Origin of the sequence: Staphylococcus sp. FSL W8-1268 (assembly GCF_038003965.1) — a bacterium.
GTDB classification, from domain to species: domain Bacteria; phylum Bacillota; class Bacilli; order Staphylococcales; family Staphylococcaceae; genus Staphylococcus; species Staphylococcus hominis.
Window position 1 is genome coordinate 2,129,563 of sequence record NZ_JBBOQE010000001.1, and the last position, 22,478, is coordinate 2,152,040.

At 32.3% G+C, this 22,478-nt stretch carries 23 protein-coding genes; all 23 read right to left on the bottom strand.

Annotated features, from left to right (window positions below; translation table 11 throughout):
* Positions 1 to 1,575 (bottom strand): polysaccharide biosynthesis protein, encoded by a 1,575-nt coding sequence (locus NST64_RS10835; RefSeq protein WP_107632324.1) that lies wholly within the window; start codon positions 1,573 to 1,575, stop codon positions 1 to 3.
* Complete coding sequence (mfd, locus tag NST64_RS10840) at positions 1,559 to 5,068, bottom strand: transcription-repair coupling factor (RefSeq protein WP_107632323.1); 3,510 nt, start codon at positions 5,066 to 5,068, stop codon at positions 1,559 to 1,561. Before mfd ends, NST64_RS10835 begins: the two co-directional genes overlap by 17 nt.
* Entirely contained in the window at positions 5,065 to 5,637 is a 573-nt protein-coding gene (pth, locus tag NST64_RS10845) for an aminoacyl-tRNA hydrolase (protein ID WP_049334921.1), read from the bottom strand. Before pth ends, mfd begins: the two co-directional genes overlap by 4 nt.
* Positions 5,638 to 5,942: 305 nt before the next feature.
* A complete protein-coding gene (locus NST64_RS10850) occupies positions 5,943 to 6,599 on the bottom strand; it encodes a 50S ribosomal protein L25/general stress protein Ctc (RefSeq protein ID WP_049334922.1) in 657 nt (218 codons plus the stop codon).
* A gap of 172 nt (positions 6,600 to 6,771) precedes the next feature.
* Positions 6,772 to 7,737 (bottom strand): ribose-phosphate diphosphokinase, encoded by a 966-nt coding sequence (locus tag NST64_RS10855; protein WP_002449951.1) that lies wholly within the window; start codon positions 7,735 to 7,737, stop codon positions 6,772 to 6,774.
* Positions 7,738 to 7,947: 210 nt separating this feature from the next.
* Positions 7,948 to 9,303: a bifunctional UDP-N-acetylglucosamine diphosphorylase/glucosamine-1-phosphate N-acetyltransferase GlmU gene (gene glmU / locus NST64_RS10860; RefSeq protein WP_002455843.1), complete on the bottom strand. Its 1,356-nt coding sequence runs from the start codon at positions 9,301 to 9,303 to the stop codon at positions 7,948 to 7,950.
* 262 nt (positions 9,304 to 9,565) lie between these two features.
* Complete coding sequence (spoVG, locus tag NST64_RS10865; RefSeq protein ID WP_002449945.1) at positions 9,566 to 9,877, bottom strand: septation regulator SpoVG; 312 nt, start codon at positions 9,875 to 9,877, stop codon at positions 9,566 to 9,568.
* 68 nt (positions 9,878 to 9,945) lie between these two features.
* On the bottom strand, positions 9,946 to 10,326 hold the full coding sequence (locus NST64_RS10870; protein ID WP_002449962.1) for a RidA family protein: 381 nt from the start codon (positions 10,324 to 10,326) through the stop codon (positions 9,946 to 9,948).
* 15 nt (positions 10,327 to 10,341) lie between these two features.
* The gene (purR, locus tag NST64_RS10875) at positions 10,342 to 11,166 is read right to left on the bottom strand and encodes a pur operon repressor (protein WP_002449943.1); all 825 of its coding nucleotides are present in this window, start codon (positions 11,164 to 11,166) and stop codon (positions 10,342 to 10,344) included.
* 14 nt (positions 11,167 to 11,180) lie between these two features.
* Positions 11,181 to 12,029 carry a 4-(cytidine 5'-diphospho)-2-C-methyl-D-erythritol kinase gene (gene ispE, locus NST64_RS10880; RefSeq protein WP_002455844.1) on the bottom strand — a complete coding sequence of 283 codons (849 nt, stop codon included), beginning with the start codon at positions 12,027 to 12,029 and terminating at the stop codon, positions 11,181 to 11,183.
* A gap of 276 nt (positions 12,030 to 12,305) precedes the next feature.
* Entirely contained in the window at positions 12,306 to 12,569 is a 264-nt protein-coding gene (veg, locus tag NST64_RS10885) for a biofilm formation stimulator Veg (protein WP_002449940.1), read from the bottom strand.
* 99 nt (positions 12,570 to 12,668) lie between these two features.
* On the bottom strand, positions 12,669 to 13,559 hold the full coding sequence (gene rsmA / locus NST64_RS10890) for a 16S rRNA (adenine(1518)-N(6)/adenine(1519)-N(6))-dimethyltransferase RsmA (protein WP_002455845.1): 891 nt from the start codon (positions 13,557 to 13,559) through the stop codon (positions 12,669 to 12,671).
* Positions 13,560 to 13,561: 2 nt separating this feature from the next.
* Positions 13,562 to 14,110 (bottom strand): ribonuclease M5, encoded by a 549-nt coding sequence (gene rnmV, locus NST64_RS10895; RefSeq protein ID WP_039984282.1) that lies wholly within the window; start codon positions 14,108 to 14,110, stop codon positions 13,562 to 13,564.
* Positions 14,111 to 14,260: 150 nt separating this feature from the next.
* Complete coding sequence (locus NST64_RS10900; protein ID WP_002449955.1) at positions 14,261 to 15,031, bottom strand: TatD family hydrolase; 771 nt, start codon at positions 15,029 to 15,031, stop codon at positions 14,261 to 14,263.
* A 23-nt stretch (positions 15,032 to 15,054) separates the two neighbouring features.
* Positions 15,055 to 17,031, bottom strand: a complete 1,977-nt coding sequence (metG, locus tag NST64_RS10905) for a methionine--tRNA ligase (RefSeq protein ID WP_002449967.1) — start codon at positions 17,029 to 17,031, stop codon at positions 15,055 to 15,057.
* Positions 17,032 to 17,256: 225 nt separating this feature from the next.
* Entirely contained in the window at positions 17,257 to 18,099 is an 843-nt protein-coding gene (gene rsmI / locus NST64_RS10910) for a 16S rRNA (cytidine(1402)-2'-O)-methyltransferase (protein ID WP_002455848.1), read from the bottom strand.
* A 1-nt stretch (position 18,100) separates the two neighbouring features.
* Positions 18,101 to 18,349 (bottom strand): GIY-YIG nuclease family protein, encoded by a 249-nt coding sequence (locus NST64_RS10915; protein ID WP_049418298.1) that lies wholly within the window; start codon positions 18,347 to 18,349, stop codon positions 18,101 to 18,103.
* The gene (locus NST64_RS10920) at positions 18,342 to 19,067 is read right to left on the bottom strand and encodes a tRNA1(Val) (adenine(37)-N6)-methyltransferase (protein ID WP_049418300.1); all 726 of its coding nucleotides are present in this window, start codon (positions 19,065 to 19,067) and stop codon (positions 18,342 to 18,344) included. The genes NST64_RS10915 and NST64_RS10920 overlap by 8 nt, the downstream gene beginning before the upstream one ends.
* A gap of 121 nt (positions 19,068 to 19,188) precedes the next feature.
* On the bottom strand, positions 19,189 to 19,581 hold the full coding sequence (yabA, locus tag NST64_RS10925) for a DNA replication initiation control protein YabA (RefSeq protein ID WP_002455850.1): 393 nt from the start codon (positions 19,579 to 19,581) through the stop codon (positions 19,189 to 19,191).
* A 16-nt stretch (positions 19,582 to 19,597) separates the two neighbouring features.
* The gene (locus NST64_RS10930; protein ID WP_002449968.1) at positions 19,598 to 20,401 is read right to left on the bottom strand and encodes a PSP1 domain-containing protein; all 804 of its coding nucleotides are present in this window, start codon (positions 20,399 to 20,401) and stop codon (positions 19,598 to 19,600) included.
* Positions 20,402 to 21,328, bottom strand: a complete 927-nt coding sequence (locus tag NST64_RS10935) for a DNA polymerase III subunit delta' C-terminal domain-containing protein (protein ID WP_002449942.1) — start codon at positions 21,326 to 21,328, stop codon at positions 20,402 to 20,404.
* 175 nt (positions 21,329 to 21,503) lie between these two features.
* On the bottom strand, positions 21,504 to 21,833 hold the full coding sequence (locus NST64_RS10940; protein WP_002455851.1) for a cyclic-di-AMP receptor: 330 nt from the start codon (positions 21,831 to 21,833) through the stop codon (positions 21,504 to 21,506).
* A 27-nt stretch (positions 21,834 to 21,860) separates the two neighbouring features.
* Entirely contained in the window at positions 21,861 to 22,478 is a 618-nt protein-coding gene (gene tmk, locus NST64_RS10945; protein WP_002488165.1) for a dTMP kinase, read from the bottom strand.

Consider the following 22,478-nt stretch of genomic DNA (forward strand, 5'->3'; position numbering starts at 1 on the left):
CTATCTTCCTTTCTTTATGCGATACAGTTTATCGCCGAATGGTAAGTGTTTTAATTCTTTATATCCTAAAATATTCATATACATAACAAGTAATAGGAATATGAGACCCCCTATTCCTACTATAATTAACAACTCAATTAGACTGCCTAAACGGCCTACAGGAGGTAATAGCATTCGCAACCCCTGTATGACTACTGACATTATAATGAGCGCACTCATCAATTTAACAATAAACGCGCGCATGCGATTAAAACGATAATATTTAACGACCTCATAATGTAAAATAGTAACAAATATTATTAGCGAAAGCACTGTGCTTATACTTGCGCCTAAAATTCCCATAAAGTAAATGAAAATCACATTAAAGATAATCTTAAATAGTAGTCCTGACATCACACCAATAAAAATAGATCGAATTTGATTCATCACTTGTAAAAGTGCGATGTCCATCATGATAAGCGATACACCAATTACAGTAAGCGTATAAATACTAAGCGTGAAGCTTAATTGGTCTGTTTTGAAAAATACATGGTTCATCATCGGTAGTATATTAATAAGACCTATACCTGCTGCTACACTAATGAGTAGTGTAATTTTTAAAGATGCATTTGTATAACGATTCATAAGAACTTGATTATGATCAGAAATGGCATCTGTAAGTAATGGAATTAGGACAAAGCTAAATGTAGTAGTCACTATTAAACCTATTTGAATAAATGAAGCGCCTCTATCATAGATTCCTTTTTGCATAATAGCTTCTCTAAATCCTAAACCATATGTTTGTAGCATATGAACGACTGTAAAACTATCTATAAATTGCCATAAAATAACTAATAATTGACTTAATGCAAATACGAGGGTCGCAAGTATTAGCTGTTTCCAAGGAATAGGATATGAATGCTGGTTTAATTGTAATCGAAAAGGTCTTGTTGCTAATAAATATAGACTAGAACCTAAAAAGCCAAGAGCTGAAGCTAATATTGCAAGTGCTCCAGCTTGATAAATGGTCCACTCTTTAAACATAAACATTAAAATAGCTATGATAATAACACATACACGAATACATTGTTCTATTACTTGTGAAATAGCTGGGATATTCATTTGTTGTCTACTTTGATAAAAGCCTCTAATCACACCCAGAATTCCTATAAACAAATAGCTAAGACTTGCCATTTTTAACATTGGTGCTAAATGAGCATCTCCCATTAATAGTGCTAATGGATGAGATAATACTAAAATCACACTAAAAATAATAAGACCTATCATTTGAAATCTTAGAAGTGTTTTTGAAAATACTTCAGTTCCACTGTGACTTCCAAATACTTGAGTGACAGCACTAGGAATTGCATTCATTGATAGTATCATACCTAGCGCTACAATAGGATAAATTTGTTGATAAGCATATAATCCAGAGTCACCTAAAATATTTTGATATGGAACTCGATAAATTGCACTTAATACTTTAACAATGACTAAAGCAAGCGTTAAAATCACTACGCCATTAAATGCTGAATGTTGTCGTGAATTCTTAGAAGAAGAGGAAACTTCAGATGACGATTTATAATTCGTACTCAAGTTCCATACTTCCTTCAAGACATTTTACTAAGAATTTTAAGTTGTCTAACCACTGTTTGGATTTTGTTAGAGTAATATGCATTTTACCTTCTTTAACACCCAACTTCATTGTTCGTCCTAAAGGTTGGGTTTGTTTAAATAATTCTTCACCATTTATCTGTTCTGTACCTTTAGTTGAAAGGAATACTTCAATTTGTTTTCCTTTATCTTTAATCAATGTCACGCCTGCATGTAAAGCGTGTATTTTAATCTCTACCATTTCTAATAAACGTTCTACTTCTACAGGATAATCATTGAAGCGATCAAGTAATTCATCTTTCACATCAAAAAGCTGTTCTTCATTTTCAACTTTACGCAATTTCTTATAAATTTCTATTTTAGCTTGTTCATTTTGAATATACTCTGCTGGTAAATAAGCGTCTAAGTGTAATTCCATTTCAACATCTGGTGCATCAGGCGCTTCTTCTGTAATACCACGTTTTTCGTTTACCGCTTCTTCTAACATTTGAGAATACAAATCAAAACCTACTGAATCAATGAATCCATGTTGTTGCTTACCTAATAAATTACCAGCTCCACGTATATTTAAATCACGCATGGCAATTTTAAATCCTGAACCTAATTCAGTGAATTCTTTAATCGCTTGTAAACGTTCTTCAGCTGTTTCTGTTAATACTTTATTAGCAGAATGTAAGAAGTAAGCATATCCAATACGACTTGAACGTCCTACTCTACCACGTAATTGATAAAGTTGACTTAAACCAAAACGATCCGCTTCTTCTATGATTAATGTGTTCGCATTAGGAACATCGACACCTGTTTCTATAATGGTTGTTGTAACTAAAATGTCGTACTCTCCATTAATAAAACTCAACATGGTTTCTTCCAAATCTCGCTCTGTCATCTGTCCATGAGCAACAGCAATATTTGCTTCTGGCATCAACATTTGTAACTGTTCACGCTTTTCATAAATAGACTGTACTTTATTGTAAAGGTAGAACACTTGTCCATCGCGAGAAAGTTCACGTTCTAAAGCCTCTTTAATAAAATTACTATTTTGCTCTAATACATAGGTTTGTACAGGGAAGCGGTTTTCTGGGGGCGTTTCGATGACAGATAAGTCACGTACGCCAAGCATGCTCATATGCAATGTTCTTGGAATTGGCGTAGCTGTAAGTGTCAATACATCTACATTTGTTTTCAATGTTTTAATACGTTCTTTATGACGTACGCCAAAACGTTGTTCTTCATCGACAATAAGTAATCCCAAATCTTTATATTGAATGTCTTTACTCAATAGTTTATGTGTTCCAACAACGATATCAACGTATCCAGATTTCAGACCTTCTTTAGTCTCTCTAACTTCTTTAGCAGTACGGAATCGACTAATCAACTGAATTTCTACTGGAAAATCTTGCATCCGTTCAATTAATGTTTCGTAGTGTTGTTGCGCTAGAATCGTTGTAGGCACTAAAAAGGCAACTTGCTTGCCTTCCATGACAGCTTTAAAGGCCGCGCGTACAGCAACTTCAGTTTTTCCGTAACCCACATCTCCACATAACAAGCGATCCATTGGACGTTCTTTTTCCATATCTTCTTTAATTTCCTCAATAGATTTAGCTTGATCTGGTGTAAGTTCATATGGGAAATCCATTTCGAAATCATGTTGCTCAGCCGTATCTTCACCATATTGATAACCTACTGACATTTCTCGTTCTTTGTATAGTGCAATAAGTTCATCTGCGATATCTTCAACACTTTGTTGTACTTTGGCTTTCGTTTTTTTCCATTCTGAGCCGCCTAGTTTATTTAATTTAGGCGATTTATCTTCTGAAGCAACATATTTTTGTACTTGATCCATTTGATCAACAGGTACAAAAAGTTGATCAGTTCCTTTATATTGTAATTTAATATAATCTCTATGGACGTCTCCAACTTCTAGTGTTTCAACACCTAAATAACGTCCTACACCATGGTGCACATGGACAACATAATCTCCAACATTTAAATCTTGATAAGATTTAATTTTTTCAGCATTAGAAATTGTTTTAGTCCGTTTTCGTTGTTTTTTCTGTTTTGTTTTAAATAATTCTCGTTCCGTAATTACAACAAGTTGCATATAAGGTAGTTCGAAACCTTCTGATAGGCTACCTTCTGTTACAATTGCTTGTCCACTTTCAATCTCTGAGTGAATATTTGTAACAGTAGGAATATGCATTTCATTAAGCATCGATTGAATACGCTCAACTTTCGTTTCAGTTTCTACAAGTACTACAATAGTGTAATTATTGCTTACATAACGTTGAAATTCTGAACGCATAATGTCATATTGTCCATAAAATTGTTGCACTGGCTTACATGAAAATTTAATAATATGTTGCAACTTCACTGGCATAGAGGATGTGAATAATGTGAAATATGTAACTGGATAATGATTGATTAACGTTTCAAACCCATCATATTCCATAAATGACTGTCCAATAAACCCGTTACCACTTTCAATTAAATTCTGGATAAAATCATCTACTTCAGTAGTCAATGTCTTTTCAGTTTCTTTAATACGATTATATTCATCAACTACTACAATGGCATCTTTTTGGAAATAATCGATTAGTGTAGAAGGTGTGTCATACATAAAAGCAACTAGACGGCGAAGTAATTGATGATCAAAGAAAGTGGATTCAAATAATTTAAAACTTTCATATGTTTCTTTCAAATCATTTCGTACAGATTTATCAATTTTAGGACGTGTTTGTTCATATGCTTTTTGTAATTCTGTTTGAAGATGATTAATCACATCTTCTGTAATAATATAATCACTCGCTGTAGTGATATCTACCTTTTCAACATTATCATTTGAACGTTGTGTTTCTACATCAAAGTCTCGAATCGAGTCGACTTCAGTGTCAAACAATTCAATTCTAACTGGTTGACCGATAAGGGGGTAAATATCAATGATGCCGCCTCGTAGAGAAAACTCACCAATGTGAGAAACGACACTCTCACGTCGATATCCCATGTTTACTAGTTTATTTAAAAATTCATCCACATCGATATCATCGCCAACTTCTAAAGTCATTTGATGATGTTTCCACAATTCTACTGGAGTTAACCATTTTTTCAAACCATTTAAAGGAACGATAAATAACCCTTTCTTATCATGAGATAATGCCGTTAAAGTTCTAACACGTTCACTCATAAGTTGTGGGCTTTGAGTTGAAAATTCTTCTGTCATAATATCTTGGACTGGATATTTATAAACTTCAGAATGATCAATGTATTGCAATATATCAGTTTCTAATTTATCTGCTTGATATAAATTATTTGTGATTAATAGCATTTGCTTATCATCATTCAAGTATTTTTCAGCAATAATGGTTGCTTTGGCTGAGGGAGATAAACCTGTAACTAAAATATTTTGGTTGCCAAAGACTTCGTCAAGTTCCTGGAATCGTTTGTCATTTTGAATATAATCAGAAATAATCGTTCTCAATTGACTTCTCCATTATATTCATTCATAACATGATCGAAACGAGACGTCTCAATAAATGCTTCCACTGCTTGTGCAACATGTTCAATTACTTTTTCCATTGTCATCATTTCTTCATTAGAAAATTTTTGTAATACATAATCTGGAACTGACATACCATTCGTTGGTCTCCCTACTCCAATACGAATACGCTTAAATTGATCTGTACCTAAATGTTTAATAATCGATTTCATTCCATTATGTCCACCTGCACTTCCTTTTTGACGTAGACGAATATGCCCTTGAGATAAATCCATATCATCGTATAAAACGATTAAATCTTCAACTTCTACATTATAGTAATCCATTAAAGGTCCTACAGCTTCTCCTGATAAATTCATCATAGTCATTGGCTCGATAAATAGCACTTTATCCCCATTTAAACGTTCAATAGTATAAGCGCCTTTGAATTTTTGTTTATCTAATGTAAATTGATTTTTATCTAAAATATAGTCAATCACTTCAAAGCCAATATTGTGTCTTGTTAGTTCAAAACGTTTACCTATATTACCAAGACCCACAATACATTTCATACGTTGCAACCTCCATTGTGTTCATCTTTTTGATTGATTTGAACATTTAATTTAATATGTGTCGATTACTCCTTATTTTATAATATTACTCAATATAATACAAAAAGAGAGTAGGAAAGAAATTCAATGATTTCGTAACCCACTCTTTTATAAGTTATCAAACTTCAACTTTTATTTTAACATTCATTTTTTAAATGTCCGATATACATAAGAAAAAGCCTTCTACATATGAAAATGTATCAGGCTCTTTCTATCAATTTAATTAAAGACATTCTCACTTAAAGTGATACATAGTCATCAACGAATTATTCTTCGTCTTTACTTTCTTCGTCTTCTTTGTCTTCACCAGCTACTTCAGGTTCTTCAGTTGCTGATTCACCTTCCATTGCTTCAATTTCTTCTTCAGAAGGTTCATCAGTTGGAGGAACTACTGTAACAACAGATTCTTCTGGATCGTTTTCAATTGTGAAATCACCAGACACTTTAATATCCGCAACTGAATAGCTATCATTTATTTGTAAATCAGTGATATCTACTTCAATTGATTCTGGGATATTTTCTGGAGTTGCTGTAATTTGTAAATCAAATAATGGTTGTTCAACTACGCCGCCTTCTTTAGCGCCAACTGCTTCACCAACTAATTGAACTGGTACATCAACAGTACGTTCTTCAGTCATGTTAATAGCTAAGAAGTCGATATGAGTAATTTGGTTTTTAAGTGGATCAAATTGATAATCTGATACCATAACTTTAATTGTTTTAGAACCAACGCCTAAATCAATAACACCGTTACGTCCAACTTCACGGATGACTTTGATGAATTCAACTTCATCTACTTTAACTGAAGTGTTTTTAGTACCATAACCATAAACAACAGCAGGTACTTTACCTGTATTACGTAATTTTTTAAGGTCAGAACGAGTTTGTTTACCTTGACGAATGATTGACTTTAATGAAGCCATTCGTATTTCCACCTTTCATTTTCAAGTTGAAACAATAATAATATATTGTCTTAACTTCTCCTCACTTGCCCATCAATTTAAACATTGCTTGCAAGTGTTTATTTATTCGTTAAATCACGAACGAATAAATTATACATGGTTAAAAATAATAAGTCAAATTCATTTGTAAATTTTAGTCAAATAATACACTTACTGACTCACGTTCATATACACGAACAATAGCTTGTGCTATTAAACCAGCTACAGATAATTCTTTGATGTTTGATGGTTTTTGACTATCATCAAGTAAGATTGAATTTGTAACAATAAGTTCTTTAATCGCTGAATTTTCAATACGTTCTTTTGCAGGACCTGAAAGTACAGGATGTGTACAACAAGCATATACATCTTTCGCACCTTTATCTTTTAATGCTTGAGCAGCTAAAGTAATTGTTCCTGCCGTATCAATAATGTCATCGATAATAATAGCTGTACGTCCTTCAATTTCACCAACGATGTTCATCACTTCTGCCACATTTGGTTTAGGACGACGTTTATCAATAATAGCAATCGGAGTTTTTAAAATGTCTGCTAATTTACGTGCGCGTGTTACCCCGCCATGATCAGGAGATACAACAACACATTCTTCTGGGTTGATGTTAGGATCATTTTCAAAATATTGTCCAATAATCGGTACGCCCATTAAGTGATCGATTGGAATATCGAAGAAACCTTGAATTTGTGGTGCATGTAAGTCTAAAGCAATCATACGATTTGCACCAGCAGTTTCAATTAAATTTGCTACTAATTTTGCAGTAATTGGTTCACGACTACGTGCTTTTCTATCTTGGCGCGCATAACCATAATAAGGAACAACAATATTAATATTTGCTGCAGAGGCACGTTTACATGCGTCAATCATAATTAATAATTCCATTAAATGTAAGTTAACTGGATAAGATGTCGGTTGAATGATAAATACATCACAACCACGAATACTTTCTTCAATATTAATTTGAATTTCACCGTCACTGAAGCGTTTAACAGAACATTTCCCTAATTCGATTCCTACACGATCAGCAACCTCTTGTGCTAATGGTTCATTTCCCTTTAAAGAAAAAATCTTTAAAGACGAATTTTTGTACTCATTATTTAACATTTATAGTCCTCCAATTTTTTACTTAGACAATACTATTATATAAAAATTATAGCATTTTTACTATATTCCACTAAAAACTGACCAATAATATGTTTATTACGTATCATTCAACTTAGCATAATAGTAATACATTCAAAATTTTATATTTATATATTCATTTATTCCCTTTAACAGAAAAATGACACAGTCTTTTTGTTCTTATATTAATCTTTATTTTTTATTGTAACCTTCTTTGGTTACTTGACGTGCACGTGCTAATGCTAAGCTTTCTTTAGGTATGTCATCTGTAATTGTCGATCCTGCTGCAATTAAAGCGCCATCTCCTACTGTTACAGGAGCAATCAAATTCGTGTTACAACCAATGAAAGCATCTTTTCCAATGACTGTTTTAAATTTATTGACTCCATCATAATTAACAGTGATTGAACCACAACCAATATTTGTCCGTTCACCAACTTCCGCATCGCCAATATAACTTAAGTGTGATACTTTTGCACCATCTTTTAATTCTGCTTTCTTAACTTCTACAAAGTTACCTACTTTAACTTCAGTACCTAGATTTGAACCAGGTCTTAATTGAGCAAACGGACCAACTTTTGTCTTATTTCCTACACTAGAATCATTGATGACTGATTGTATAATATTAACTTTGTTGCCAATACGACTGTTGTTAATTTCTGAATATTGGCCAACGTGTGTATCTTCACCGATGAATGTTTTTCCATTGATACGTACGCCTGGTTCAATAACAGTATCCATACCTATCTCTACATCTGAACCTATAAATGTAGTATTGGGATCAATGATTGTAACACCATTTCTCATATGATGATGATTAATACGGTGTTGCAACGCTTTTTCAGCATGACTTAACATGATTCGATCATTTACACCCATAATTTCATCAAAGTCATCAGTATGATACACTTCTGCTTTGCCATTATCTTCTAAAATTAAAGTAACGACGTCGGGTAAATAATATTCACCCTGTGCATTATCATTTTTAACTTGTTTAAGTTTTTCGAATAACGTTTTATTATCAAATGCAAATATACCTGAGCTGATTTCATTGATGTCTTTTTGAGCATTTGTTGCATCTTTTTCTTCTACAATACGATTAAGGTGATGATTTTGATCACGTACGATTCGCCCATACCCGAAAGGCGTCTGAGCTGTAGCCGATAAAACAGTGACTTGTGCTTGTGTTTCTTCATGGTGTGCAATTAAACGTTGTAAAGTTTCTGAAGTAATAAGTGGTGTATCTCCACATACCACTAATGTTGTACCTTCTTGAGTATGTAAATGTTCTTCTGCCATTTTAACAGCATGTGCAGTTCCTAATTGTTCATTTTGATAACTATATAATGACTGATTACCTAATGTATCTTTTACTTGTTCTGCTCCGTGACCTACAATAGTGACGATTTGATTTACGCCCGCTTTTTTAACATTTGTCAGTACATGTTCAACCATTGGTTTACCAGCAACCTCATGTAACACTTTATATTTCTTTGATTTCATTCGTGTTCCTTTTCCAGCTGCTAATATGATTGCATTTCTTTGCATGAATAATAATCCTCCAATAAAATTTGCATTTCACAAGTAATTATAATTTAACTTAACTTATAGTTTCAAGATTTAACAAATTTTGTAAACAGAGTTTAATTATTTGCATCATGCATCTAATTTTTAAAAAATATCGATAAAACAATAAAAATGGACACGAAACAAAATTCAAGTTTGAATTTAGAGTTTCGTGCCCACGTCATTTAGCTTACATAATTAATAAAATAAGCATTATCAAAAATATGATTTGCTTTTTGTTATTTTAAGCTTCGTCTGATTCTTCTGTTACGTCTGATGAAGCATTTTTATCTGGAATCACTTCGTCAGTTTCATCATATACTTTCATCACAGCATCCTGTATTTCTTGTCTCATTTCTGAATTGATTGGATGTGCGATATCGCGGAATTCACCATCTGGTGTACGTTTGCTTGGCATAGCAACGAAAAGACCTGAGTTGCCTTCGATTACGCGTAAATCATGAATTACAAAAGCTTCGTCTAATGTGATAGAAACGAGTGCTTTCATTCTGCCATCTGTTTGTATTTTTCTAAGTCTTACATCTGTCACTTTCATGCAGTGAGCCCCCCTAGTATATATATCTTTGTGTGGTTAGAAGCATGACAATGTGTTAATTAAGTAAATTATATTCCTTTAACTTTACCTACTAATTCAATTTCAACTTTAACGTCTTTTGGTAAGCGAGACACTTCTACGCAACTTCGCGCAGGTTGATGCTCATTAAAGTAGCTACCATAAACTTCATTAATTTGTTGAAATTCATTCATATCAGAAATAAAAATGGTTGCTTTTACAACAGAGTTTAAATCAGAACCTGCTTCTTCAAGTACAACAGATAAATTTTCTAATACTTGTTTTGTTTGTTCTTTGACATCGCTACTTACGATGTTTCCTTCAGTATCTAATGGAATTTGTCCTGATGTGAATACTAAATTATTCACGACCATTGCATGAGAATATGGTCCTAACGCTTCAGGTGCTTTATTAGTATTAATTGTTTTCATGGTGTATAACTCCTTTTAAGAAAATTTAGACAAGATATTACCAGGTTCAACTTTAAATTCTTGATTATATTCGTCAACATCTGATAATTTGACTAAAGAAGTATAATCCTCAATCAATCTTTGTTTTACTTCTTTTGATTCTACTAGTACAGATACCCCTTTCACCTCTGCTTTAAACTCATTCATAAGATTCATTACACCATTTATTGAACCGCCTGCTCTCATAAAGTCATCTACAACTAACACATTTGAGTTTTCGGCTAATGTGCGTTTCGATAAGACCATCGTTTCAATTTTTCTTGATGAGCCTGAAACATAGTTAATGGAAACCGTAGAACCTTCAGTAACTTTATTGTCTTTTCTAATAACTACTACAGGTAAATTTAATACGTTTGCTACTGCATTGGCAAGTGATATCCCTTTCGTTGCGATCGTCACTACTGCATCTAGTTTCTCATCCATGTAAATACTAGCAATGAGTTTCCCTACTTTATTAAGTAATGATGGGTTCCCAACTAAATCCGATAAAAATAAATATCCACCTGGTAATAAGCGCTCTTTTTCTTGTAGCATCGTAATGATCTCTTCTATAATTTCGATTGCTTCTTCTTTGCTCATCATTGGTTTATAAGTTACACCGCCGCTTGCGCCAGCTGTTGTAATTACAGTTCCTAATTTTTCTTTTTGGAACGTATTTTTGATGATTTGAACGTCTTCACTAATCGATGACTTTGCTTGTTTAAATTTTTTCACGAAAAAAGTTAATGGAATTAACTGATTTGGATGGTTCATTAAATATTGTGTCATAAAGACAATACGTTCACTTCTTTTATACCTCATAAGTTCCAGCCTTTCTATCCTAATAATCTTACTAAATACACTTCGTTACAACAGCCATTTACAGCATTATATACTTTCTTTGCTTGGCTCTCCTTTTGAGCGAATGCATATACAGTAGGTCCACTCCCACTCATTAGTGCTCCATCAGCACCACAACGCAACATATTATTTTTAATTTTTTTAATTTCTGGATACATGGACATAGAAACGGTTTCTAAACGATTAGATAAACTCTTACACAATTTCATATAATCCCCCTGTCTAATCGCTTCTTCACACATTTCTGTATGTACATCATAATCATCTTTCAAATTAAGTTCTTTAAAAATATCTGGAGAAGATATTCCAAGATTAGGTTTTGCTAATACCACCCATGCAGAAGGAGGCTTGTCTAGAAATTTAATTTTTTCGCCTCTTCCTTCACATATAGCAGTTTTATTATAGATGCAAAATGGAACATCTGTCCCAATTTGAAGGCCTAATTGGCTTAGTGTTTCTAAAGATGCGTCTAATTCATATAAACGATTAATTCCTCGCATCGTAGCAGCAGCATCAGCTGATCCCCCAGCTAATCCAGCAGAAACCGGAATATCTTTATCAATCGAAATCGTGACGCCTTGTTTAAGTTGATATGTTTCCATCATCAGTTTAGCTGCTTGGTAGGCGAGATTTTTATGATCATTAGTAACATAGTTATGTTCTATATCTACAACAATTTTATTATCATTTCTTTTCTGAAAAGACAATCTATCATTCAGATCTACTGTTGTCATTATCATAGCAATTTCATGGTAACCATCATTTCTTTTGAAAAGTGTATCGAGCGTCAAATTAATTTTGGCTGGTGCCGTTTCATATATCATTTTTCCGCCCTCTCTTCATCAATAGTATTAAAATGATTTTAACATAAAGACTTAAAATATTTGATAGTTACATTATAAATTATAATTAAAAGTTAATAAATCAGGAGATAAATGATCTTAATTTCAACTGCAAATCTTGATTTATTTAAATTATTATTTTATTAAAAGGGATTAAGAACTAAAAAGAGTGTTGAACTTAAACAGCCCAACACCCAATATGTTTTTAATGATAGAGTTTGTAGTACACTAAACAACTCTATATTTATATGTTCGAATTTAGTGTGCAACTACTTCTTGATGATTATCTTCTTCAAATGAAACTTGTACGTTCTCTGTAAGAACATCCGTATATGTATACGACACTCTTTCAAAATTATGCTTATCTTGATCTAATTCAACAATAAATACTGAAGGATATGTCTCTTTTAACACTCCACAACGTTCGATTGTTTTTTTTCGACCACCGTTGGCTTTAAGTACAATACGATTTCCTAAATGACAATCAATAGAATTTTTGATGTCCAAAATTGATTTTGGCATATTGCTCCACCTCGCTACAGATTACATAATATCACATTTCGAAGTAATATGTCAAATAAAATTTAAATTTTATCAAGGTAATGACACTTTGTCAATAATTTAATTTTCTAATTCTGGGAAATTTTTCTTTTCTTCATATAATCGTGCAAAATCTTGTATAGAAAGGGTTTCTCCACGACGTTTAGGATCAATATTTGCATTTTCTAACCATTGATGAATTTGTGATTTATATTTTTTACCATCTTTAAAGAAATTCTGATAGTTATTATTAATCGTTTTACGTCTTTGAGCAAAAGCAGCTTTTGCAAGTTTAAAGAAAGCTTGTTCATCATCTACTGAAACAAGAGGCTTCTCTCTTTGCATCAATTTTACAACAATCGAGTCAACATTTGGTGGCGGCATAAACACTGATTTAGGGACAGTGAGTACTTTACTCGTTTCTGTATAGTATTGAGTCACAATAGATAAAGAACCATATGCTTTTGTACCTACTTCTGCATTTAAACGCTCTCCAACTTCTTTTTGCATCATCACTACATAACCATCAATGGGGATATCTTGTTGCATTAAATTAAGTAAAATCGGAGTCGTAATATAGTAGGGTAAATTCGCTACTACCATAATTTTATCGCAGTCATTTAAATACATGTTCACAGCGGTAGCTATATCAGCTTTTAATATATCTTCATTTATAATTGTTACATTGTCATAGGGATGAAGTGTTTCTTTTAAAACTGGAATTAAACGTTGATCGATTTCAAATGACAACACTTTTTTAGCACTTTTAGCGAGTTGCTCTGTTAATGATCCCATACCAGGACCCACTTCAATTATGCCTGTCGACTTATCAATATGACTTGCATCAATAATTTTATGAATAATATTAACATCTACTAAGAAATTTTGACCTAAGCTTTTCTTAAAATTAAAGTCAAATTGATTTAATAGTTCTTTTGTTCTAGAAGGTGTAGCTATATCTTTTCTATCCATCTTTACTTATTCTCCTTATCCATTGATAATGCACGTCGTACGTCTTCTTCAGTATAACCAAAAGCATTTAATTTTTTTAGTAATTGTTTGCCATTAGAATGTCCAATATGCAATTTACGTCCAAGTATTTCTCTCTTACGTCTCGCATCTTTACCAATAATTAAACCTAAATCAATTAATACACTTTTATCTATCGACTCTTCTCCTTCTTCAAAAGGAGAACTCACATGCATTAAGGCTGTCTTTATATCGTCAGGATGTGTATGTTCTATCCCAATTTTTCCACGCTTATTTTTCGCTTTTTCACGATCGACATAGGCATGTTTAACTCCCGGTACGTGTTCAGTAATAATATTTCTAATTCTATCACCTGGAAAGTCAGGATCAGTTAATACAATCACGCCTCTTGTTTCTTGAGCATTCTGAATCACTGCCAACGTTTCTCTATTAATGGCACTTCCATTTGTTTCAATCGTATCACATTCCACAGCTGTCTTAACTCGTTCTGTGTCATCTCTGCCTTCGACAACGATAAATTCATTTATTCTCATATTCATTTACCATTACCTTTCACTTAATCTCATTTCTATTATAACGGTTATACTATAAAAAAAATGAGAAAGATGCACATATTATCGTCATTCACTATTAGATAGCATTACGATAGATGATGTTTTACATCTTTCTCATACTGAGGATTATTAATTTAAATTAAATAATCTTTCTGCATTTTCTGTAGTTTGACGGCATACCTCTTCGTATGTCATATCACGTAAATCTGCAATTTGTTGTGCAACAAGCGTGACACGTTCAGGTTCATTACGTTTTCCTCTATAAGGATGTGGAGATAAATAAGGTGCATCTGTTTCAACTAATAAACGATCCATTGGAACATGTTTAGCGACCTCTTTAGGCTGTTTTGCATTTTTGAATGTGACTGGTCCGCCTAATGAAACATAGAAATTAAGTTTATTAATAACGACATCTGCAATTTCAGGTGATGCACTAAAACTATGCATAATACCTCCAACTTCTTCTGCATGTTCTTCCATTAAAATATCTACACAATCTTGAGTTGCTTCACGATTATGAATGACAATAGGTAACTTAACACGTTTAGCTAAAGCAATTTGCTTTCTAAACACTTCTTTTTGAACATCAGCTGGAGATTTATCCCAATGATAATCTAATCCCATTTCTCCAATACCGATAATTTTAGGATGCTGAGCTAATGATTCAATCCATTCTAAACGCTCTTCAGTAAAATCTATTGCATCTACAGGATGCCAACCGATAATACCATAAATAAAATCATATTCATCAATAAGTTCCATAGTACGTTCAATTGTCTTAGTATCAAATCCTACGACAAACATACGGTCAACGCCCGCTTCTCTTGCACGAGATATCACTTCACTTAAATCTTCATCATATTGTTCGTCATTTAAATGAACATGTGTATCTATTAACATTTTATCTCTCCTAACGGCTATATTTATTTTATAATTGCACCATTTGGAATTGCACTCGGTAAGCTTACTAACGTTAATACTTTATCTTTTTCAGCTGATAATATCATACCTTCAGATTTGTGCCCCATTAATTTTGCTGGCTTTAGGTTAGTTACAACAGCTACTTTTTTGCCAATAATATCTTCTGAACGATAGAATTTCGCAATACCTGAAACAATCTGACGTTGTTCTGCTCCTAAATCAACTTGTATTTTTAATAATTTATCTGATTTCGGTACATTTTCTGCATCAATAACAGTTGCAGCTTTAATTTCAACTTTATCAAAATCTTTAATATCAATTTGCGATTTACTTGGTACTTCTTCTTTATCATCTTCACTAGATTTAGGTGGTTGCATTGATTCTTTAATAAATGCAATTTCATCCTCTGAATCTAATCTTGGGAAGATTGGAGAAGGTTTTTCAGTAACCATAATTGGTTCTTGTAATGCACCATAATGCTCTAAACTTGATAATTCGTATAAATCTGAATTATTAATATTCAATTGTTTAAAAATTTCTTTAGGCGCATGTGTTAAGAATGGACGCAATAATACAGTTGCAAAACGAATATTTTCAACTAAGTGTGCCATTACATTTCCTAACATATCTTTTTGACTTTCATCTTTAGCTAAAACCCATGGAGTGGTTTCATCGATGTATTTATTTGTTCGACTTATTAACTTCCAAACTGTAGATAATGCTACTGAGAATTGGAAACTTTCCATATTGTCATGGAAATTCTTCACAGTTTCAAGTGCTAATGCTTCCATATCTTCATCCAATTCATGTTTTGGTCCTTGGTATGCAGGGAGCTCTCCTTGGAAATATTTATTAATCATAGAAATCGTACGGTTAACTAAGTTACCTAAATCATTTGCTAAGTCGAAATTAGTACGTTCAACAAATGCCTCCGGAGTAAATACTCCGTCAGATCCGAATGGTAATTCACGCATTAAGTAATAGCGTGTAGCATCTAAGCCATAACGATCAATGAGAACATTAGGATCTACTACATTACCTTTAGATTTACTCATTTTTCCATCTTTCATTAAAATCCATCCGTGCGCGAATACTTTTTTCGGTAAAGGTAAATCAAGAGCCATAAGTAAGATAGGCCAAATAATAGAATGGAAACGAACAATTTCTTTTGCCATTAAGTGTACATCTGCTGGCCAATATTTTTGGAATAATGAATCATCATCTGATAAATATCCAAGAGAAGAAATATAGTTTACTAAAGCATCAATCCATACATAAACTACATGTTTAGGGTTAGATGGAACTCTTACCCCCCAATCAAATGACGTACGTGAAACTGCTAAGTCTTCTAATCCTGGTTTAATAAAGTTATTAATCATTTCATTTTTTCTAGATGGAGGTTGAATAAAATCAGGATTCGCATCGTAAAATTCTAATAAACGATCTGTATATTTATTAATATTAAAGAAATAACTTTCTTCTTTAACTAATTCAACTTCATGTCCAGAATCTGGACTTTTACCGCCTGCGATTTTACCATTTTCGTAAACAGGGTCTACAAGTTGAGATTCAGTATAATACGTTTCATCAGGAACAGAATACCATCCCTCATATTCACCAAGATAAATATCACCTTGTTTTAATAAACGTTCAAATACTTTTTCTACCACTTGTTTATGACGTTCTTCTGTAGTTCTAATAAAATCATCATTTGAGATTTCCAATTTAGCCCATAAGCGTTTGATTCCAGCAATCATTTCATCTAAATACTCTAATTCTGTTTTTCCTGCTTTTTGCGCTTTTTCTTGGATTTTCTGACCATGTTCGTCTGTACCTGTAAGGTAACGAACATCATATCCTTGCATGCGTTTATATCGTGCAATTACATCACCAGCAACTGTAGAATATGCGTGACCAATATGCAGATTACCACTAGGATAATAAATAGGGGTTGTAATATAAAATGTTTCTTTCGCCATCAGTAGTCCTCCCTTTCGTTCATGTCTTAATGACTAGTTCACTTTAAATTTTATCTAAATTTTTAATTATTTTCTAATGAATGTTTAATATAACGTTTGTCATAAAACAGCTATCTTATTCATTATAACCCATATAGAATATACATTATCGTATCTTATTAACATTACCATAAATTAATATTTTATGGTATTTTTCTATCACTATGATACAAGATTTTATCAATTTTACGATTTAATATTATGATAAATATCATAAATCTCACTTGTTTTCATCTGTCGTTCTTCTGCTACTACTTTTATTGCTTTCTTAGGTTTTAAATTTTGAGTCTCAATATAATGATTAACATGATCTATAATCGTTACATCTTCAAACCATTGTTTTGTTTCTTGAGCTTTGGCACCCTCAATTAAAATCACAAATTCTCCCTTTTGTGGAATCTCTTGATTTTCAATCGCTTCTAATAATTGTGATACTTCAAGCATAACAATTTGTTCAAATTTTTTAGTAAGTTCACGACCTACTGCTACACGTCTTTTTGAATCTACTTTAATAATCGCTTTTAGGGTATCAATCACTCTAAATGGAGACTCATAGATAATTAAAGTACTATCTTGATACATTCGTTGAGATAAAATATTCACTTTTTCCTTTTCTTTTCGTGGCAAGAAGCCTAAAAAAGTATATGTAAATGAAGGTAAACCACTTGCCATTAGTGCAGTTAATCCTGCATTAGGTCCTGGAATGGTTTCTACAGCAATGTTATGTTTATGTGCTTCAACAACAAGTTCATATCCTGGATCGCTAATTAACGGCAACCCTGCATCTGATACAAGCGCAATATTATTTTCTTCTTTAAGTAATTGAATTAAATAATCTGTCTGCTGTTCTTTATTATGTTCATGATATGATTTTAATAGAGTGGTAATATCATAGTGGTTACATAACTTTTTAGTTACTCTCGTATCTTCACATGCAATGATATCTACTTGCTTTAATGTTTCAATTGCTCGAAATGTAATGTCACCTAAATTACCTATAGGTGTCCCTACTAAGTATAAAGTTGCCATATTATCCCTCCTCAATCAATTTTAATTTTCTTTGTCTTGTAAATGTCTTAATTTCATATTCTCTGCGTAAAGCTTCTGATTTTGTCTCGTACATTTCTTGATATACTAACACTACCGGACGTCTTGTTTTTGTATATTTAGCACCTTTCCCAACATTGTGTTTATTGATACGTACCTCAATATTATTCGTATACCCGGTGTATAAACTGTTATCACTGCAACGTACGATATATACAAAGTGATTACCCATAATAAACCTCTTTCATTTGCTCACTATATTCGCCATTTTCATTATAAATATAAAATGGTGGTGCAATCTCTAGACCTTGATTACCATTTTTTCTTCCTTCAACAATAATAGTGACTGCTGATTTACCATGCTTACTATAAATAAATACAATACGTTTAGGTTCAATATTAGCTTGTCTCATTTCAGTTAATACATCCATAAGTCGTTCAGCACGATGAACCATAACTAGACGTCCACCCTGTTTTAATAAATGTCGTGCTGCAAACATGCAATCTTCTAAACTACACATAATTTCATGTCGTGCTATTTTATGTGCTTCTTTTTGGTGTTGATGAAGTTGATTCTGTTTAAAGTAAGGTGGGTTACAGGTTATTAATGTAAACTGAGAGGGTTTAAATGTTTGATACACATCTTTTAAATCCATATTATGCATAGATAAACGCTCTTCTAATTGATTATATTTAAAGCTTCGTTGAGCCATGTCTGCCAACTGTTCTTGGATTTCAATACTTTCTATTTTTTGATGACTTTTTGCAGCTAATAATAAAGCAATAACACCATTTCCGGCACACAAGTCTAGAATGCTATCATTTTTTCGTACTTTAGTAAAATGTGCTAATAAAAGTGCATCAGTAGAAAAAGAAAACACCTCATCATTTTGAATGATCTTTAAGTTCTCCTTAATTAAATCATCTAATCTTTCTTGTTCCTTCAACATATATGTTATCTCCTAAAAAAGAGATGTATCACAACACAAAATCTGAAATTTTATTGTGTTGAAATTCATCTCTCCTAAAAATTAAGATTATACCATCCGCTTATCATTCTCCGTTATGGATTTAACTATTTAAAACATTCATGCATAATAAACAATCTTCACCATAACGATGTTTACCAAATAATTCACCATTACAAATATGAAAACCTTCACTATACAAAACAGCCAAATTGTCTTTACTTGGTAAAGGTTTTTTTACATTTTTAATTGCACTTTTAAAGTCATTTTCATTTGATTTTTTATTATGTGGACTTTCACTATTGGCTTTTGTTGATTCAACATCTTGTTCACTTTTAGCCATTAGCGCTTTTAAATTATCGTTCTCTACTTGTAACGTTACATTTTCTTCTATCAATTGAATAGCTAAAGATTTAAGTTCAGTCATCTCTTGAGTTAATACATTAACGTTACTTTCTAATTTTACGATTTTTTCGAATAAATCATTGCGATTCAAAAGAAAGACACTCTCCTTAATTAAATGTAGATAATTCCTCCATTTTGTATTCTAAAGGTTGCTCTAAACCATCAATCTTCACTTGCATCGAAATATCTAATATATTTAATCCTACAACTTTTCCAGTACCTTCCGGTGTATGAATTTCATCGCCTACATCAGGTAATTGTGCACGAGCTTCTTCATAATAATCATTTTCATATTTAAGACAACACATTAAACGTCCACATGCACCAGAAATCTTAGTTGGATTTAATGATAAATTTTGATCTTTTGCCATTTTGATAGATACCGGTTGAAAATCTCCTAAAAATGTTGAACAACATAATGAACGTCCACATGGTCCAATTCCACCTAGTAGTTTTGCTTCATCACGAACGCCAATTTGTCTAAGTTCAATACGTGTTCTTAAATTTTGAGCTAATACTTTCACTAACTTTCTAAAATCGATACGATCATCAGCAGTAAAATTAAAAATGACTTTCGATTTATCTAAAGTATACTCACAATTCACTAAGCGCATATCTAAGTCTTGATCTTTCACTAACTGTTTACATAAAATTAGTGCTTGCTCTGCATCTTTTTCATTTTGTTTGTATTGTTGTATATCTTCTTCAGTTGCAATACGTAGAATATCTTTTAACGGTAATGTCACATCTTCATCATTTACACATTTTGAAGTCAACTTTACTATACCTATTTCAATGCCTCGCTTAGATTCAACTACAACCCAATCTTCACTATCTAATTTTAAATCATTCGGTGCATAATATTCCAATTTACCTGCTTTTTGAAATTGCACACCTACTACATTTGGCATTTAACTCACACCTTTAATTACGATTTGTTCAAATACGAGCATCGGATTCACATTCTGTATCAATTTTTTATGTGCTTCTATAATTTGATCATACATTAATATCATTTGATTAAGTGTTAATCGTGTTGTGTATTCCTTAATGAGTGGTTTAAGATCAGTAAAAATGAAATTATCCTCAATCCCGACTTTAGCATGCATCATATCTTCAAAAAAAGCATTGATAACAGACAAAGTAAGAAGTTGTAGTTTTCGATTTTTAGCATTTTTTAACACATCAATCACACTAATCAAGGCCATTGGTTTATTTGTTAATAATAATTCACACCAATGAACGATTACTTTTCTTAATTCAATTAAATCATACTCTTCATTAAGGTCTTTGGCTACCTCAATTTGTGTCGTATATGAACTTAACATTTCAGCAATAGCCCGATTAATACCATTATCGACAAGTTTATCGATAAAATGCGATGTGTCACTTGGTTTAAAATACATATGTTGACATCTAGAGTGAATCGTATTTAATATTTGTTCTGGTTTAGTAGAAATTAAAATTGCAATAGTATTTTCTGGAGGTTCCTCTAAAAATTTTAAGATACTATTTTCACCTTGAACAGTTAACTTTTCAAAGTCCTCTATGATATAAACTTTATATGTACCTTCAATAGGTAATTGGTTCATTTGGCGTACAAGTTGTTCAATTTGTTCTTTTTTTATAGTAGATTCTTCAGAGGATATATATGTAAAATCAGGATGATTAAAATTACGCAATTTTAATTCACATTGTTCATTTCCATTACAAAGAATAAGTTGTGCAAATTCCATCGCTACATGTTTCATTGATTGTGCATCATCACCTTCAAATAAATAGGCATGTGATAATTTATTCGAATGAAAAGCATTAGCTAATTTTTGTAATTCCTCCATATTTGCATACTCCCTATTCATCGTTCATTTTAAAATTATATCATTAAATTTTTCAGTCGCATTTATCATTCAGCAATTAATTATAATGTATATGATAAAGAGCCGATAACATAAAAATATGTTTCAGGCTCTTTGAAAATTATCTTTTAAAACTTTATTTACTTTTAAATTAAGTTTAGAATCTGTGGAATTTTTCTACTGGCATTACAAATACTGTAGCGCCTCCAACTTCAACTTCAACAGGATAAGGTATGTAAGAGTCTGCACTACCACCCATTGGCGTCATTGGTGAAACAAGTTGATCTCTATTACCACACGTATTATCAATGACGGTTAACGCTTCATCAACACGTTCATCATCTACACCACATAAGAATGTTGTATTTCCTGCTCTTAAGAATCCACCAGTTGTTGCTAGTTTAGTAGCTCTAAAATTATTTTTTACGAGTTGGTCTGAAAGTTCTTGACTATCTTGATCTTGAACGATCGCTATAATCATTTTCATTTTAATACACCTCTCTATATTATTATATCATAAGTTTTTTAAGTAACTTAAAATGATCTCATACGTATCACTTATGACGCTTTCGATGCTTTGTGTAGCATCAACTACTTTAAAACGCTCAGGATTAGTTTTAATTAATGTTTTATACCCCTCAATTACTTTTTGATGAAAAGTTAGTGTTTCTTTGTCTAATCGATTCTGACTTCTTTGATTTTTTAGTATTCGTTCTCTCCCCACTTCAGCATCAATATCAAGATAAATTGTTAAGTCTGGATAAAGTCCATTAATTGCAAATTCATTTATTTTTTTAACTTCTTCTATACCTATACCCCGTGCATACCCTTGATATGCTAAAGAACTGTCAATATATCGATCACATAAGACTACTTTATTATTTTTTAAAGCGGGTATCACTTTTTCAACCAAATGTTCTCTTCTAGATGCTGCAAATAACAATGCTTCTGTACGTATATCAATATTTTCACCATCTAGTAAGATATTACGTATTTCTTCCCCTGTAGATACTCCACCTGGTTCTCGAGTAGAAATAACATTATAATTTTCAGATAACAACTTATTAATCTGATTTAACACTGTAGTTTTCCCAGAACCTTCAGGCCCTTCAAACGTTATAAATGCAGCCAT

Excerpts from the sequence above, each read along its gene's own strand:
- pth (WP_049334921.1), bottom strand. The coding sequence starts at position 5,637 with ATGAAATGTATTGTGGGTCTTGGTAATATAGGTAAACGTTTTGAACTA.
- NST64_RS10850 (WP_049334922.1), bottom strand. The coding sequence starts at position 6,599 with ATGGCTTCATTAAAGTCAATCATTCGTCAAGGTAAACAAACTCGTTCT.
- NST64_RS10855 (WP_002449951.1), bottom strand. The coding sequence starts at position 7,737 with ATGTTAAATAATGAGTACAAAAATTCGTCTTTAAAGATTTTTTCTTTA.
- glmU (WP_002455843.1), bottom strand. The coding sequence starts at position 9,303 with ATGCAAAGAAATGCAATCATATTAGCAGCTGGAAAAGGAACACGAATG.
- spoVG (WP_002449945.1), bottom strand. The coding sequence starts at position 9,877 with ATGAAAGTGACAGATGTAAGACTTAGAAAAATACAAACAGATGGCAGA.
- NST64_RS10870 (WP_002449962.1), bottom strand. The coding sequence starts at position 10,326 with ATGAAAACAATTAATACTAATAAAGCACCTGAAGCGTTAGGACCATAT.
- purR (WP_002449943.1), bottom strand. The coding sequence starts at position 11,166 with ATGAGGTATAAAAGAAGTGAACGTATTGTCTTTATGACACAATATTTA.
- ispE (WP_002455844.1), bottom strand. The coding sequence starts at position 12,029 with ATGATATATGAAACGGCACCAGCCAAAATTAATTTGACGCTCGATACA.
- veg (WP_002449940.1), bottom strand. The coding sequence starts at position 12,569 with ATGCCAAAATCAATTTTGGACATCAAAAATTCTATTGATTGTCATTTA.
- rsmA (WP_002455845.1), bottom strand. The coding sequence starts at position 13,559 with ATGGATAGAAAAGATATAGCTACACCTTCTAGAACAAAAGAACTATTA.
- rnmV (WP_039984282.1), bottom strand. The coding sequence starts at position 14,110 with ATGAGAATAAATGAATTTATCGTTGTCGAAGGCAGAGATGACACAGAA.
- NST64_RS10900 (WP_002449955.1), bottom strand. The coding sequence starts at position 15,031 with ATGTTAATAGATACACATGTTCATTTAAATGACGAACAATATGATGAA.
- metG (WP_002449967.1), bottom strand. The coding sequence starts at position 17,031 with ATGGCGAAAGAAACATTTTATATTACAACCCCTATTTATTATCCTAGT.
- rsmI (WP_002455848.1), bottom strand. The coding sequence starts at position 18,099 with ATGGCAACTTTATACTTAGTAGGGACACCTATAGGTAATTTAGGTGAC.
- NST64_RS10915 (WP_049418298.1), bottom strand. The coding sequence starts at position 18,349 with ATGGGTAATCACTTTGTATATATCGTACGTTGCAGTGATAACAGTTTA.
- NST64_RS10920 (WP_049418300.1), bottom strand. The coding sequence starts at position 19,067 with ATGTTGAAGGAACAAGAAAGATTAGATGATTTAATTAAGGAGAACTTA.
- NST64_RS10930 (WP_002449968.1), bottom strand. The coding sequence starts at position 20,401 with ATGCCAAATGTAGTAGGTGTGCAATTTCAAAAAGCAGGTAAATTGGAA.
- NST64_RS10935 (WP_002449942.1), bottom strand. The coding sequence starts at position 21,328 with ATGGAGGAATTACAAAAATTAGCTAATGCTTTTCATTCGAATAAATTA.
- NST64_RS10940 (WP_002455851.1), bottom strand. The coding sequence starts at position 21,833 with ATGAAAATGATTATAGCGATCGTTCAAGATCAAGATAGTCAAGAACTT.
- tmk (WP_002488165.1), bottom strand. The coding sequence starts at position 22,478 with ATGGCTGCATTTATAACGTTTGAAGGGCCTGAAGGTTCTGGGAAAACT.